Here is a 12538-nt window from a genome sequence, read left to right on the forward strand (position 1 = left end):
GTCTTCACCGGTCGCACACATCCTCACCACCTGACCCGCGAAACGCCGCACGTAGGATCGCTGCCGTGACTCGTCGAGCCCTGTCGGTACTCCTCGCAGCCGTCGCGGCCGTCCTCGGGCTCGTCGGCGCGGCGTTCCTCGCGACCCCCGCGTCCGGGGCATCCGGTCGCCCCGCGGCACCCGAGCCGTTCGGCGCCACGGTCCTCATCGGCACCGGCGGCATCACCTGGACCGACGTGTCCGAGGAGGACACCCCCAACCTCTGGATGCTCCTGCGCGACGGCTCGAGCGCGGCGATGTCGATCCGGTCGGTCGAGACCAACACCTGCCCCGTCGACGGGTGGCTCGGGCTCTCGGCCGCCAACCGCGCCGCCGCCCCTCGCGAGGGCGAGGGCCGCGCCCAGCTGCGACCCTGCGCCCCGATCGAGGAGCCGAGCGGCGGGGTCGTGCCGGGCTGGTCGACGTTCGAGCAGGCCGCCGCGTCACGCAAGTTCGACAGCCAGCTCGGGCTGCTGGGCCAGTCCGCCGCGCGGTCCGACGTCTGCATCAAGCCGGTCGGCCCCGGCGCCGCCATCGCCGCCGCGATGCCCGAGGGCACCGCCGACCGCTACTCCCCGTGGTCTCCCGACACGCTCCTCGTCGACATGAACACCTGCCCGCTGACGATCGTCGACGTCGGCAGCGTGCGCGACCCCGACGACATCGCCGAGGGCGAGGAGACGGTCGGCGGCTCGCGCGAGGAGCAGGTCAAGGCGGTCGACGAGCGGATCGGGCAGGTCATCACGGCCGCTCCCGGCGGCGCCGACTTCATCGTCGCGAGCCTCTCGGACGCCGGCGTCACCGAGCGCCTCCGCCTCGCCGTCGCCCGTGGACCGCACTACGGGTCCGGCCGGCTCAACGCCCCCTCGACCCGCCAGCCCGGTCTCGTCCAGGCCCAGGACATCCCCGTGACGGTCATGTCGCTCACCGGGATCACCGCCCCCGGCGGCCTCGGCGGCACGACGATGACGAGCGAGCAGGCCCCCGACAACTCCGAGCGCCGTGCCACCGACCGCCTCCAGAGCCTCGTCGACTACGACCTCGCGAGCCACGAGGTGCACAGCCTCGTGCCGCCCTTCTTCAACACCTTCGCCTACGGCCAGCTCGTCATCTACCTCCTCGTCCTCCTCGTCTGGAAGGGCAAGATCGGCGGCCCCGACACCCGCCGCAAGGTGCTCGGCATCGTCCGCGTCATCGCCGTCGCCGCGGCGTCGGTGCCCGCGTCGACCTTCCTCGCCAACCTCCTGCCGTGGTGGCGCTTCCCCCTCCCGATGCTCTCGATCGTCGCCGCCGTGGGTCTCTTCGTCGCCCTCATCGCGTATGCCGGCCTGCGCGGTCCGTGGGGACGCTCGGCCCTCGGGCCGCTCGCCTTCGTCGCCGCCGTGACGATGGCGGTCCTCGCCGGCGACGTCATGACGGGGTCGCGGCTCCAGCAGTCCTCGCTCATGGGGCTGCAGCCGGTCGTCGCCGGACGCTTCTACGGCATGGGCAACGTCACCTTCGCGCTCTTCGCCACCTCGGCGATCCTCCTCGCGACGGCGGTGTCGAGCTATCTCGTGGCCCATCACCGCGAGCGCATCGCCGCGGTCGTCGTCCTCTGCATCGGCATCTTCACGGTGATCGTCGACGGTGCGCCGTTCTGGGGCGCCGACGGCGGCGGTCCGCCCGCCTTCATCCCGGGCATCGCCTACCTCATCCTCTCGATCCTCGGCCTGCGGATGACGTGGAAACGGATCCTGCTCATCGGCGTGGGGTCGGCCGCGCTCTTCTTCGGCGTCGCGTTCCTCGACTGGCTGCGCGCGCCCGACGACCGCAGCCACCTCGGCCGCTTCATCCAGGCGATTCTCGACGGCAACGCCCTCGACATCGTCATCCGCAAGGCGGAGCAGAACTGGAGCATCCTGCTCGGCAACGCGCCGCTCACGCTGCTCGTCCCGGCGGCGCTGCTCTTCGTCATCTATGTCCTCGCGCGCCCGACGTCGTGGGGCTCGCGCGGGCTGGGCAAGTCCTTCGAGAAGATGCCCACCCTGCGCGCCGGACTCATCGCGCTCGTCATCACGCTCACGATCGGCTTCCTCATCAACGACTCGGGCACCGCCATCCCCGCCGTCGGCGCGACCGTCGCGGTGCCGCTCATCGTCAGCGTCGTCGTGCGGAACCTCGAGGAGGACCTGCGAGCCGTCGCCGGGACCCGGCGCGCACGGCGCTCGTGACGAGCCACAGCCAGGTCGCGAGGAGCAGGACCGGCGCGACGGTCGTGCGCGCCGTCATCGTCACGTCCTCCACCCCGGGAGTCATGCCGAGCACCCGTCCCGGCGTGTAGGCCATCGACATCACCCACAGCCGCGCAAGCAGGACGAGGTCGGCGATGCCGGGCAGGGCCGCAGGCAGGGCGGCCCAGACGATGACGTCGTACCACGGCAGCGAGTAGGGCGCGGCGAGCGCATAGGCGCCGGTGAGCACCGCGACGGCGGTCAGCGCACGAGGACCCACCGCTGCGTCCGGCACGGTGGTGGCCAGGGGCGCCACCTTGCCGGACGCAACGGTCGGGGTGGACCGCACGAGCCGCATGAGGCAGAGCGCGAAGACGACGGCGGTGACCGCTGCGAGCATCGAGACGGTGCTGCGTGCGGCGACGTCGCGCCCGAGCGCCTCGAAGACCGTCCGCCACGGTGTGGCGAGCGAGACCGCCCGGGCCGACCGTCCGATCTGGTCGTAGACGTTGGGCCCCGCCCACAGGTGCAGCGCGCCGGCGACGACGGCAGCCACCGCGAGCATGACGCTCGAGCGGGCGACCCGCCGCGACGAGAAGGCGACGACGAGCGCGAGGAGCACGACGGCATACGTGAACTTCGACGAGAGGGCGAGCGCCGCGAGGGTGCCGGCGAGCGCGGCACCGCCGAGACCGGCATACCGGTGCGCCGCCCAGACGGCGGCGACGGCGAGCGCGGCGGCGAGGAGGTCGACGTGGGCGCCGAGGACGCCGACCGAGAAGACGAGGGGGTTGGCGGTCCACAGCGCGTCGATGCGGGCCTCGCGGCCGGGCAGCACGCGGCGCAGGCACCAGCGCACGGCGAGCCACGACGCGATGACGACGAGCTGCCACAGCCAGACCGTCTCGCGCAGGTTGTCGCCGCCGCCGAGCGAGGTGAGCCCCTGGACGATCGTCGCGAACGGCCCGTAGACGCTGGGCTCCTCGGTCCACGGCGCCTCGACGGCCGAGACGACGGGGTCGGTCCCGCCGCGCCACCCCACCGGCGACTCGAGCCAGGGGTTGTCGCCGAGCGCGAGGATCCGGCCGTAGGCGGCGTAGCTGACGTGGTCGCCCGAGCCGAACGGCGCCGTGAGCGCCGCGCCGACCGCGAGCGCCGCGACGAGCGGGCGGGGCAGCCCGGTGCTGCGCCCGAGGATCCCGAGGAGCACCCCGAGACCACCGAGCACGTATGCCGTCCACATCGCAGCCGTGACGGCCGCCGGTCCCAGCGTGACCGGCAGGAGGGTGCCCGGCGCCCAGCCGCGAGGGCCCAGGTCGGGCGCGGCGGCGTGCGGGAGGGCGAGGCCGACGAGGAGGAGCAGCGCGAACGACGCGACGAGCAGTGCGACGCGGACGCGCTCCGCGCGAGCGGTCGCGGCAGCGCCGAGGGCCAGGCGGCCGTCGGGTCCGGCCTCGCTGGCGTCAGCCGCGGGCTGCGACACCGGGTGCACGCTCGGTGAGGACTCGGCGGAGCCGGCGTGCGAGGCGGCGCCGGGTGAGGGCGCGCCAGACGTCGCGGTACTGCTTCGCGCGGTGCACCTGTGCCCGCCAGTCGCGGCCGGAGACGCGATGGTGCAGCTCGCAGGGCACCTCCTCGACGCGCAGCCCGGCGGTGAGGACGTCGACGGTGAGCCCGACCTCGACGCCCCAGCCGGGCGCGAGCGGGGTCGCGGCGTCGAACGCCTCGGCCGTGAGGCAGCGCATGCCCGAGAGGGGCTGCACGGGGCTCCAGCCGGTGAGCCGCTCGATGCCGTCGCGGGCGAGGCGGACGACGAAGCCGTGGCCTCCGCCGGCGACCTTCTGCGGGGGCAGGGTCGCGATCGTCATGTCGGCGCGGCCCGCGAGGACCGGCGGGACGAGGACGCCGAGGTTGGCCGCGGAGGCCTCGAGATCGCCGTCGACGAAGAGGAGGTGGCGCGGGGTGCGAGGGTCGGTGTCGGGGATGGCGCCCTCGGCGGCCTCGAGCTCGCGCAGGTGCCGGACCCCGGTCGCGAGCGCGGCGGCCTTGCCGGCGTTGCGGGCGTGGACGACGACGTCGGCGCCGGCGGAGTGGGCGACGGCGGCGGTGTCGTCGGAGCTGCCGTCGTCGACGACGACGACCCGGTCGACGCCCTCGAGCCCCAGGACGGCGGTGACGGTGGCGGCGATGCGGTCGGCCTCGTCCTTGCACGGGACGATCGCCGCGACCGCCCGGCTCGTCACGAGATTCCCGCCTGAAGTGGGTTCCTCGCACTTCGGGTGGGAACAGTTCCGCTCCGAAGTGCGAGGTTGCCGCCTGAAGTCGCCACGCCACCCGCAGGGGGCACGCGAACAGCCCGACCGAGCCCGGGCGTCATCAGCGCAGGGTCACCTGGCGGCTGAGCAGGCCAGAGCGGGCTCGGCGCTCCTCCGCGGTGAGCGCCTCCTTGGACGCGAGCGCCGTCGCGTAGCGGGTGCCGAACGCCCCAAGCGCCTCCTCGTGCTCCGCCGGGTCGCTGTCGGCCGGCACCTCGAAGACGGGCACGAGCAGCCCGCACGCCCGGAACGCGCCGAGGAGCCGCGTGCCGTCGCCCAGACCGGACTCGGCGGCGGCGTGCAGCCGGGCGAGGGCGTCGGTCGCCGTGTCCTCGTCGTCGGGCAGGACGAGGCGGATGTAGGTGCGCTCGCCGATCCGGACCCAGTAGGCCGACGGCAGCGCCGACATGCGGCGGGTCGGGACGACGGACTCGTTGGCGCGGTCGAGCGAGGCCTGGCCCTCCTCGTCGAGCTCCTGCCCCTCGACCCAGAAGTCGAAGCCCTCGTGCACGACGAACTCCAGCGGCTCGCTCGTGTCGAGCAGGTCCTGCAGGCGCGGCGTCTCGGCGGTCGCGGCAGGAACGTGCTCGACGGCGCTGCCCGGCTCGACCGCCGCACCGGCGAGCAGCTGCGCCGCGAGGTCACGGCTCGGGTCGCCGGTCGACGAGCCCGACTGCGTGCCGATGAGCACGGTGCCGTCGGCGCGGTGCAGCGCCGGCCACGCCATCGGCAGCACGGTCGCGACGGTCGCCCCCTCGACGCCCTCGGGCGCCTGACCCTCGGCGAACCGCACCGCCACCGTGGCCGCGGGCAGGATCTCGCGGATCGCCACCCACTCGGTCTCCTGCGGAAGTCCCTCGAAGGGACGGTTCACGTAGGGGACGGCCGCCGTGCGCTGCCTCCTCGAGGGAGCGCCCTGGTCGTCGGTGGTCCTGCGTCGTCGCGAAGCCTTGCCCATGGGCGTCAGCGTAATGGTGGCGCGAACCTCCCAGTCGCAGGCGTCGCCACAACGGCACGTGCGCCGGCACGGGACGGGCGCACCCGGCATACCTCCGCTTGCGTTCGCAGCTGTGGTGGGTATGCCGTCACCTCGCCGGACGTTGCCGGCGCACCTCCGCTTGCGTCCGCAGCTGTGGTGGGTATGCCGTCACCTCGCCGGACGTTGCACGGCACCTGCGTCCGGCGACACGTCAGGTGGCGCGGCGGCGGCTCGGACCACCCATGGCGGCCCAGACGACCTGAGCGCCCTTGTCCTCGCCGACGCCCCACTCGTGGGCGAGCGAACGGACGATGCGCAGCCCTCGGCCACTCGTCAGCCACACGGCGGCGGGCGCGGGGAGAGGCGTCTTCTCCCCGCCGCCGTCGGTGACCTCGATCTCGACGACCTCGCCGCGGACCTTCCAGCGGACGCGCAGGCAGCCGTCCTGGAGCGGGCGGGCGTGGCGGATGGCGTTGGTCATGAGCTCGGAGACGACGATCTCGGACTCGTCGATGGTCTGCTCATCGAGGTCGCGGGCGCGCAGGTCGGCCACGACGGCCTTGCGCACGCGGGTCACGGTCGAGGGTCCCCAGGGCGCACGGATGGTGCGCACCTGTCCCTGGCCGATGGTCCCGCCGAACTCGTCGAGCTCGGGCTCGTTCTTTGAGGTCACGCGGGGACTCTAACCCAGCAGACCGAGCACGTCCCCGGGCCGATCGCTGATGATGACGTCGACACCGAGGTCCGCGCATCGCCGCACGTCATCGGGCTCGTTGACGGTCCAGACGTAGACCTCGTGCCCGCGACGCTGGTGCGCGCGCACGACCGACGGTGTGCGGCGCACGATCCGGACGTCGAGACCGATGATGTTGACGCCACGCGGCAGCGACCCGTCCCACGAGAACCGCGGCGCCGTCGCCTCGACGAGATAGACGAGCGGCACCTGCGGCGCGAGCCCGCGCATCCGCATGAGCGCGAGGATCGAGAACGACATGACGCGCACGTGCGGCAGCTGCGGCAGGTCGCCGGTCGTGAGCCCCTGCTCGCGCAGGACGGTGACGAGCTGGCGCTCGACGAGCCCGCCGTAGCGCGTCGGGTGCTTGGTCTCGATGAGGGTGAGGAGAGGCTGGTGCTGGGAGACGAGCGAGTCGAGCAGCCGTCGCAGGGTGAGCAGCCGCCCGCGCTCGGGGTCCGCGTCGGCACCTTCCTTGGCCGTGCCGTCGTCGAGCTTCTTCCAGCTCGCCCAGTCGAGCTCCTCCAGGCGGGCGAGCTCGAGCGTCGAGATGACGCCGTTGCCGTTGCTCGTGCGGTCGGCGCGGCGGTCGTGCACGCAGACGAGGTGGTGGTCGGCGGTGAGCCGGACGTCGCACTCGATGCCGTCGACGCCGTGCGAGTAGGCCCGGGTGTAGGCCGTGAGCGTGTGCTCGGGCTCCTCGGCGCTCGCCCCTCTGTGGGCGACGACGCGAGGTCGCCCGCGGCCCCCCGGTGGGGGCCCAGCCGCACGCGCCTCCATTGCCCCATCGTGGCAGCGCGCACACCTCGGCGGTGGCAGCGACTCACACGACGACACGGCATACCGTTCAACCATCGTGAGCCTGCCGCCCTTCCAGAGCCTCGTCGACGCGCACTGGCGCGACGTCGGCCGGCTCGCCCATGCCCTCGCCGGCCCGACGCTCGGCGACGACGTCGCGCAGCAGGCGTGGGTGCAGGCGCTCGCGGCCTACCCGCGGCTCACGTCGGCACGCAACCTGCGCGGCTGGCTGCTGACGATCACGCACCGCTGCGCGATGGACGCGCACCGTGCCGCCCGCCGCACGACTCCCCATGACGACCCGGCCTCGCTTGCCGCGGCGCCCGTCGTCGGCGCCCCGACCGCGCCCGACGACGGGCTGTGGACCCGGGTCGGGGCACTGCCCGAGCGCCAGCGCGAGGCGGTCGTCCTCAAGTACGTCGCCGACCTCGACCACCGCGCGGTCGCGGCCGCTCTCGGCACGACCCCCGCGATGAGCCGCCGGCTCGTGTCCGACGCCCTCGCCACCCTGCGACTCGACCTGGAGGACCTGCGATGACCACCACTCCCTTCTCGGACTTCGCGCCCGCCGTGCGCCGGCCCGTCCTGCCGGAGACCGACGTCTCGTATGCCGTCGAGGACACCCCCGTGGGCCGCCTCCTCCTCGCGGTCCGCCAGGACGGCCGGCTCGTCACCTCTGCCTACGTCACCGGCGAGGCCGAGGAGTCCGTGTGGCTCCAGCGGCTCGCCGACCACGTCTCGCCCCGGGTCCTGCGCCACGCGAAGCCGCTCGACACCGCGCGACGCGAGCTCGCGGCATACCTCTCGGGGCAGGCGACCGGGTTCTCGGTGCCGGTCGACCTCGTCCTCGCGAGCGACTTCCAGCGGTCGGTGCTCACCGGGCTCGCGGCGCGGGTGGGCTACGGCGCCTCGACGACCTACGGCGAGCTCGCCACGACGATCGCGCGCCCCGGCGCCTCGCGCGCGGTCGGGACCGCGCTCGGTGGGAACCCGGTGTGCGTCTTCGTGCCGTGCCACCGCGTGCTCCCGGCCGGCGGTTCCGTGGGTGGTCGCGTCGGTGGGTATGCCGGCGGGCCGGCTGCCAAGGAGTTCCTCCTCACGCTCGAGGCGAGGACCGCTCCAGGCGCGTGACGGGTGGAACCATGAGGTGATGGCCCGTTGGGCCCGTCGGGCGTACTCTGGACAAACCATGTACACCATCAAGCGTGCGGCGGAGCTCACCGGCATCGGACTCCCGACGCTGCGCGCGTGGGAGCGCCGCTACGGCGTGGTGGCACCGGTCCGGTCGGAGGGCCACTACCGGCTCTACTCCGACTCCGACGTGCGGGCGCTGTCGATCATGGCGGCGCTCGTCGCCGACGGGTGGACGGCGAGCGAGGCCGCGGCCGAGACGAAGCGGCGTGTGGCGGGCACCGACGGGGTGCAGCGGCCGGTGGCCGACTCGTCGCTCGTCGACGCCCCTGCCGTCGAGCCCGAGGGGCTGGACGAGGTGCTCGCGGCGGCGCACGACCTCGATGCACAGCGGCTGGGGCACGCGCTCGACCGCGGGCTCGCGGGAGTGCTTGGCCAGGAGGGCGACGGGAGCGAGGGGACCGACGGTCGGCTCGCCGAGTTCACGCGGGTCGCGCACGAGTGGCTGCTGCCGGTCCTCTTCGCGGTCGGTGGGGCGTGGGCCGACGGCCGGATCACCCCGGCGGGCGAGCACCTCGTGAGCAACGCCGTCCAGCGCCGGCTCGCCGCGCTCTACGACGCGGAGCCGAAGACGACCGACGGCCCGCTCGTCGTGCTGGCCCTGCCTGCGGGTGCGCGTCATGAGCTCGGACTCCTGGCCTTCGCGGTGGGTGCGCGGCGGGCGGGTCTGCGGACCGCCTACCTCGGCGCCGACCTGCCGGCCCAGGACTGGGTGAGCGCGGTCGCCGGGCGCCGCGCGGGCGCGGCGGTGCTGTCGGTGCCGCGACAGGCGGACGTCGCCGGCGCGCAGGCCGTCATCGACCGGCTTCGGCTCGACGCGCCCCGCGCCGTCGTCGCCGTCGGCGGGCGTCACCAGGACGAGACGCACGGCGCCCTGCTCCTCGGTCATGACCTCGGGGACGGCGTCGAGGCGCTCCGCTCCGCGCTCGAGGGCGCACCCGTTCCCTCCTGACGCCTGTGGGGCCGGGGAGCCGGGCAGCAGTGCGCCGCCCCTCACCCGGCTGCGTGGTGAGGGGCGGCGCTGGCAACCCGGTGCGTGGGGGAAGGGGCGACCCCGCGTCAGCACCAGGGGTAGATGAACAGGCTGTCGTCACCCGCGCGGTGGTCGGCGAGGACGACACTCAGCGGCAGCGGGTCCGGCAGGGAGGCCACGTCGGTGCCCTCGCGCGGGGCGACTCCGACGCTCACGGCGGTGGCGATGGGCAGGCCACCCTTGGCGACAGCCGACAGCAGGCCCGCGTCCTTGAGGACGGCGAGGCCGGCGCGCTGGCAGGCGGTGTCGGGAGCGGCGCTGGCCGCGGGTGCGGAGACGACTCCGATGGCGAGGGCGGCGGCTCCAGCGGCGGCAGTGGCGACGAGCTTCTTCATGACGTTCCTCCTGTAGGGCGTGGGCCCCGGGGGAGGGCCTCGCCGACCACACAACTCCCCTGTGCAAGGTTTGTCAAGGGTTTGTACAAGGTTGAACGCCCAGCGGTCGCGGGTCCCGTTCAGTCCTTGGGGAGATCCGGTCCGTCGATGTCGTAGCCGCCGAGCAGCTTGGCCATGGCGAGGTGGGGTTTGGCCTCCTCGTGCCGGCTCTGGCGCTGGAGGGTCCGGCCGAGCAGCAGCAGCGCGTAGTGGTCGTCGCGGTTGTCGACGAGCATGGCGCGAAGGATCTCCTCGGCCCGGGCGAGCTGGGCCGAGTGGTAGTAGGAGCGCGCGAGGTAGAGCCGGAGCTCGGTCGTTCCGTGCAGCGGCGGCTCCAGGGCAGAGCGGTCGACGAGCTCGGCGAAGATGACCGCGGCCTGCTGGTACTCCCCCAGCTCGAACCGCTCGCGGGCGCGCTCGTAGTCGGTGGCGAAGGCGCTGTCAGGGCCGGGCGCGTCCTGTGCGCCGAAGGCGTTCTCGGTCATCGTTCCCTCCTCGATGCCTACCGCTAGCGTCTTCTAGCAGCAGGCCTAGACACTGCTATCCGGACCGATCGAAGCCCTGATGCGACGTCACCGGAACGCGGGGTGCCCGGTGAGCGCCTGGCCGACAACGAGCTGGTGGACCTCTGATGTTCCCTCGTAGGTGAGGACGGACTCGAGGTTGTTGGCGTGGCGCATCGGCGAGTACTCGAGCGCGATCCCGTTGGCGCCGAGGATCGTCCGGCACTCGCGCGCGATGGCGATGGCCTCGCGGCAGGAGTTGAGCTTGCCGAGGCTGACCTGCTCGGGGCGCAGGGTGCCGGCGTCCTTGAGCGCGCCGAGGTGCATCGCGAGGAGCATGCCCTTGCCGAGCTCGAGGGTCATGTCGGCGAGCTTGGTCTGCGTGATCTGGTAGCCGGCGAGCGGCTTGTCGAAGATCTCGCGCTCCTGTGCGTAGGCGATCGCCACCTCGAGGCAGTCGCGGGCGGCGCCGAGCGCGCCGAAGACGATGCCGAAGCGCGCCTCGGACAGGCAGGACAGCGGTCCGGAGAGGCCCCGCGCCTCGGGGAGCATCGCCGACGCCGGCAGTCGCACACCCTCGAGGACGAGCTCGGAGGTGATGGAGGCACGCAGCGAGAGCTTGCCCTTGATCTCGGGTGCGGAGAAGCCGGGGGTGTCGGTCGGCACGACGAAGCCACGGACGGCCGCGCCGTCGGTGTCGTCGGTCCGGGCCCAGACGACGGCGACGTCGGCGACCGAACCGTTGGTGATCCACATCTTCGAGCCGTCGAGCACCCAGTCGTCACCGTCCCGCCTGGCCCTGGTCCGCATGCCCGCCGGGTTCGAGCCGAAGTCGGGCTCGGTGAGGCCGAAGCAGCCGATGGCCTCGCCCGCGGCCATCCGCGGCAGCCACTCCTGCTTCTGATCCTCGGTGCCGAAACGGTGGATCGCGAACATCGCGAGCGATCCCTGGACGCTGACGAGGCTTCGGATGCCGGAGTCGACCGCCTCCAGCTCCGCACAGGCCAGCCCGTATGCCGTCGCGCTCGTCCCAGCGCAGCCATAGCCCTCGAGGTGCATGCCGAGCAGGCCGAGCTCGCCGAACGTCGGGGCGAGCTCCTTGACGGGGACGGAGCCGGCCTCGAACCAGCCCGGGACGTGGGGGCGGACCTCGGCGTCGAGGAAGGCGCGCACGGTGTCTCGCATGTCGCGGTCGTCGGCCGAGATCAGCCCGTCGATCCCGAAGAGGTCCAGTGGGTGCTGAGCAGCGGCGGCCATGTGCTTCAACCTACCCGCGGGCGCCCGACACGCATCCCGACGCCGACGTCCCGACGACGACGCTCACACCCGTTCGACGCGGTCGGCCTGTGGCCCTCGATCGCTCTGTCGGATCTGGTAGCGGACCCGGTCGCCGTACTCAAGCGCCTCACCGTCCCTGATGACCGACGCGTGCACGAACAGGTCCGCGCCTCCCGCATCAGGGGTGATGAACCCGAACCCTCGCTCCGCGTCGAAGCGCGCGACCACCCCCTCGCCGCCGCGCACCGGGAGGTCAGAGGTCACCGTCCGTCCGGGCCGAGCCCTGGTCTGCGACGTCGAGGCTGCACGCGATGCGGAGCCGCGCGCGAGGCGCACGTCGCGAGCCTGCGGGCCCTTCTCGCTCATGACGACGTCGTAGGTCACGCGGTCGCCCTCGCCAACCTCGGGGACCCCGTCGGCCAGCTCCCGGACGTGGACGAAGACATCGGCGCCGCCCGAGTCAGGCGCGATGAAGCCGAAGCCCTTGTCCGTGTCGTACCAGGACACCGTCCCGTCCGCCCCGTCGGACGTCGCACCCTGCTGGGAGGCCTCGGCTCCCAGCGGCAGGAGGTGGTCCGCCTGCGGCCCCCTCTCCCCGTCGACGACGAGGAACGCCACCCGCTGCCCGTCCGAGAGGACACCACCACCCACGATGGCCGAGCTGTGCACGAAGATCTCGGCGTCACCGCGGTCGGGCGTGATGAAGCCGTAGCCCTTGGCCGGCTCGTACCAGGAGACGGTGCCGAGCACCCCCAGCGGGGTGTCGGCGGCCCGGTCGGCCGTGACCCGGACCCGGCGTGCTTGTGGGCCTCGGTCGCCCTCGCCGATCTCGAACTCGACCACCTGCCCCTCGCGGAGGTGCTTGTTGACGTCGTCGCTGACGATCTCTGACGCATGCACGTAGAGGTCGGCTGCGTCCTGCCCGAGGGCGATGAAGCCGAACCCCCGGTCGGTGTCGAACCAGCGGACGGTTCCCTCGGTCACGGCTACTCCTTGTCGAGGCTGCGGTCGGTGTTCCTCTCATTGTCCCCGACGGTCAAGGTGACCGGCGCCCGCGAAATCTCAGGTGACGGGACGGCATA

13 protein-coding genes are annotated in these 12538 nt (G+C 73.2%); 4 read left to right on the plus strand and 9 right to left on the minus strand.

Translation table 11 applies throughout. The annotated features are described in order from the left end of the window. The first annotated feature begins 65 nt into the window (after nucleotides 1–65). A complete protein-coding gene (locus ACOJV7_RS06535; RefSeq protein ID WP_420189323.1) occupies nucleotides 66–2252 on the plus strand; it encodes a hypothetical protein in 2187 nt (728 codons plus the stop codon). Here ACOJV7_RS06535 and ACOJV7_RS06540 read toward each other — a convergent pair. From ACOJV7_RS06540 to ACOJV7_RS06560, 5 genes are all read right to left on the minus strand, one after another. Further along, a complete protein-coding gene (locus ACOJV7_RS06540) occupies nucleotides 2179–3735 on the minus strand; it encodes an MptA/MptB family glycosyltransferase (protein WP_420189324.1) in 1557 nt (518 codons plus the stop codon). The genes ACOJV7_RS06535 and ACOJV7_RS06540 overlap by 74 nt on opposite strands. Further along, nucleotides 3716–4495, minus strand: coding sequence for a glycosyltransferase (locus ACOJV7_RS06545; RefSeq protein ID WP_420189325.1), 780 nt, complete (start codon nucleotides 4493–4495; stop codon nucleotides 3716–3718). Before ACOJV7_RS06545 ends, ACOJV7_RS06540 begins: the two co-directional genes overlap by 20 nt. Before the next feature lie 133 nt (nucleotides 4496–4628). Beyond that, the gene (locus ACOJV7_RS06550) at nucleotides 4629–5525 is read right to left on the minus strand and encodes a DUF5926 family protein (RefSeq protein ID WP_420189326.1); all 897 of its coding nucleotides are present in this window, start codon (nucleotides 5523–5525) and stop codon (nucleotides 4629–4631) included. Nucleotides 5526–5757: 232 nt separating this feature from the next. After that, nucleotides 5758–6219, minus strand: a complete 462-nt coding sequence (locus ACOJV7_RS06555; RefSeq protein ID WP_420189327.1) for an ATP-binding protein — start codon at nucleotides 6217–6219, stop codon at nucleotides 5758–5760. Nucleotides 6220–6228: 9 nt separating this feature from the next. After that, the gene (locus ACOJV7_RS06560; RefSeq protein ID WP_420189328.1) at nucleotides 6229–7059 is read right to left on the minus strand and encodes a glycerophosphodiester phosphodiesterase family protein; all 831 of its coding nucleotides are present in this window, start codon (nucleotides 7057–7059) and stop codon (nucleotides 6229–6231) included. 76 nt (nucleotides 7060–7135) lie between these two features. Between ACOJV7_RS06560 and ACOJV7_RS06565 the strand changes: the two genes are divergently transcribed. The 3 genes from ACOJV7_RS06565 to ACOJV7_RS06575 are packed head-to-tail and all read left to right on the plus strand — an operon-like array spanning nucleotide 7136 to nucleotide 9220. Further along, nucleotides 7136–7615 carry an RNA polymerase sigma factor gene (locus ACOJV7_RS06565; protein ID WP_420189329.1) on the plus strand — a complete coding sequence of 160 codons (480 nt, stop codon included), beginning with the start codon at nucleotides 7136–7138 and terminating at the stop codon, nucleotides 7613–7615. Beyond that, nucleotides 7612–8208 (plus strand): methylated-DNA--[protein]-cysteine S-methyltransferase, encoded by a 597-nt coding sequence (locus tag ACOJV7_RS06570; protein ID WP_420189330.1) that lies wholly within the window; start codon nucleotides 7612–7614, stop codon nucleotides 8206–8208. The genes ACOJV7_RS06565 and ACOJV7_RS06570 overlap by 4 nt, the downstream gene beginning before the upstream one ends. A 58-nt stretch (nucleotides 8209–8266) precedes the next feature. Next, nucleotides 8267–9220 (plus strand): MerR family transcriptional regulator, encoded by a 954-nt coding sequence (locus ACOJV7_RS06575; RefSeq protein ID WP_420189331.1) that lies wholly within the window; start codon nucleotides 8267–8269, stop codon nucleotides 9218–9220. Nucleotides 9221–9327: 107 nt separating this feature from the next. Here the strand turns inward: ACOJV7_RS06575 and ACOJV7_RS06580 are convergent, their stop codons facing one another. From ACOJV7_RS06580 to ACOJV7_RS06595, 4 genes are all read right to left on the minus strand, one after another. Then, complete coding sequence (locus ACOJV7_RS06580; protein WP_420189332.1) at nucleotides 9328–9636, minus strand: hypothetical protein; 309 nt, start codon at nucleotides 9634–9636, stop codon at nucleotides 9328–9330. Nucleotides 9637–9755: 119 nt separating this feature from the next. After that, on the minus strand, nucleotides 9756–10160 hold the full coding sequence (locus ACOJV7_RS06585; RefSeq protein ID WP_420189333.1) for a tetratricopeptide repeat protein: 405 nt from the start codon (nucleotides 10158–10160) through the stop codon (nucleotides 9756–9758). An 87-nt stretch (nucleotides 10161–10247) separates the two neighbouring features. Further along, the gene (locus ACOJV7_RS06590; protein WP_420189334.1) at nucleotides 10248–11435 is read right to left on the minus strand and encodes an acyl-CoA dehydrogenase family protein; all 1188 of its coding nucleotides are present in this window, start codon (nucleotides 11433–11435) and stop codon (nucleotides 10248–10250) included. Between the two features lie 63 nt (nucleotides 11436–11498). Then, a complete protein-coding gene (locus ACOJV7_RS06595) occupies nucleotides 11499–12440 on the minus strand; it encodes a cold-shock protein (protein ID WP_420189335.1) in 942 nt (313 codons plus the stop codon). Nucleotides 12441–12538 lie beyond the last annotated feature (98 nt).

This window comes from Knoellia tibetensis (genome assembly GCF_048606415.1).
In the GTDB taxonomy this organism is placed as follows: domain Bacteria; phylum Actinomycetota; class Actinomycetes; order Actinomycetales; family Dermatophilaceae; genus Knoellia; species Knoellia tibetensis.

Excerpts from the sequence above, each read along its gene's own strand:
- ACOJV7_RS06550 (WP_420189326.1), bottom strand. The coding sequence starts at position 5,525 with ATGGGCAAGGCTTCGCGACGACGCAGGACCACCGACGACCAGGGCGCT.
- ACOJV7_RS06560 (WP_420189328.1), bottom strand. The coding sequence starts at position 7,059 with ATGGAGGCGCGTGCGGCTGGGCCCCCACCGGGGGGCCGCGGGCGACCT.
- ACOJV7_RS06570 (WP_420189330.1), top strand. The coding sequence starts at position 7,612 with ATGACCACCACTCCCTTCTCGGACTTCGCGCCCGCCGTGCGCCGGCCC.
- ACOJV7_RS06575 (WP_420189331.1), top strand. The coding sequence starts at position 8,267 with ATGTACACCATCAAGCGTGCGGCGGAGCTCACCGGCATCGGACTCCCG.
- ACOJV7_RS06580 (WP_420189332.1), bottom strand. The coding sequence starts at position 9,636 with ATGAAGAAGCTCGTCGCCACTGCCGCCGCTGGAGCCGCCGCCCTCGCC.
- ACOJV7_RS06585 (WP_420189333.1), bottom strand. The coding sequence starts at position 10,160 with ATGACCGAGAACGCCTTCGGCGCACAGGACGCGCCCGGCCCTGACAGC.
- ACOJV7_RS06590 (WP_420189334.1), bottom strand. The coding sequence starts at position 11,435 with ATGGCCGCCGCTGCTCAGCACCCACTGGACCTCTTCGGGATCGACGGG.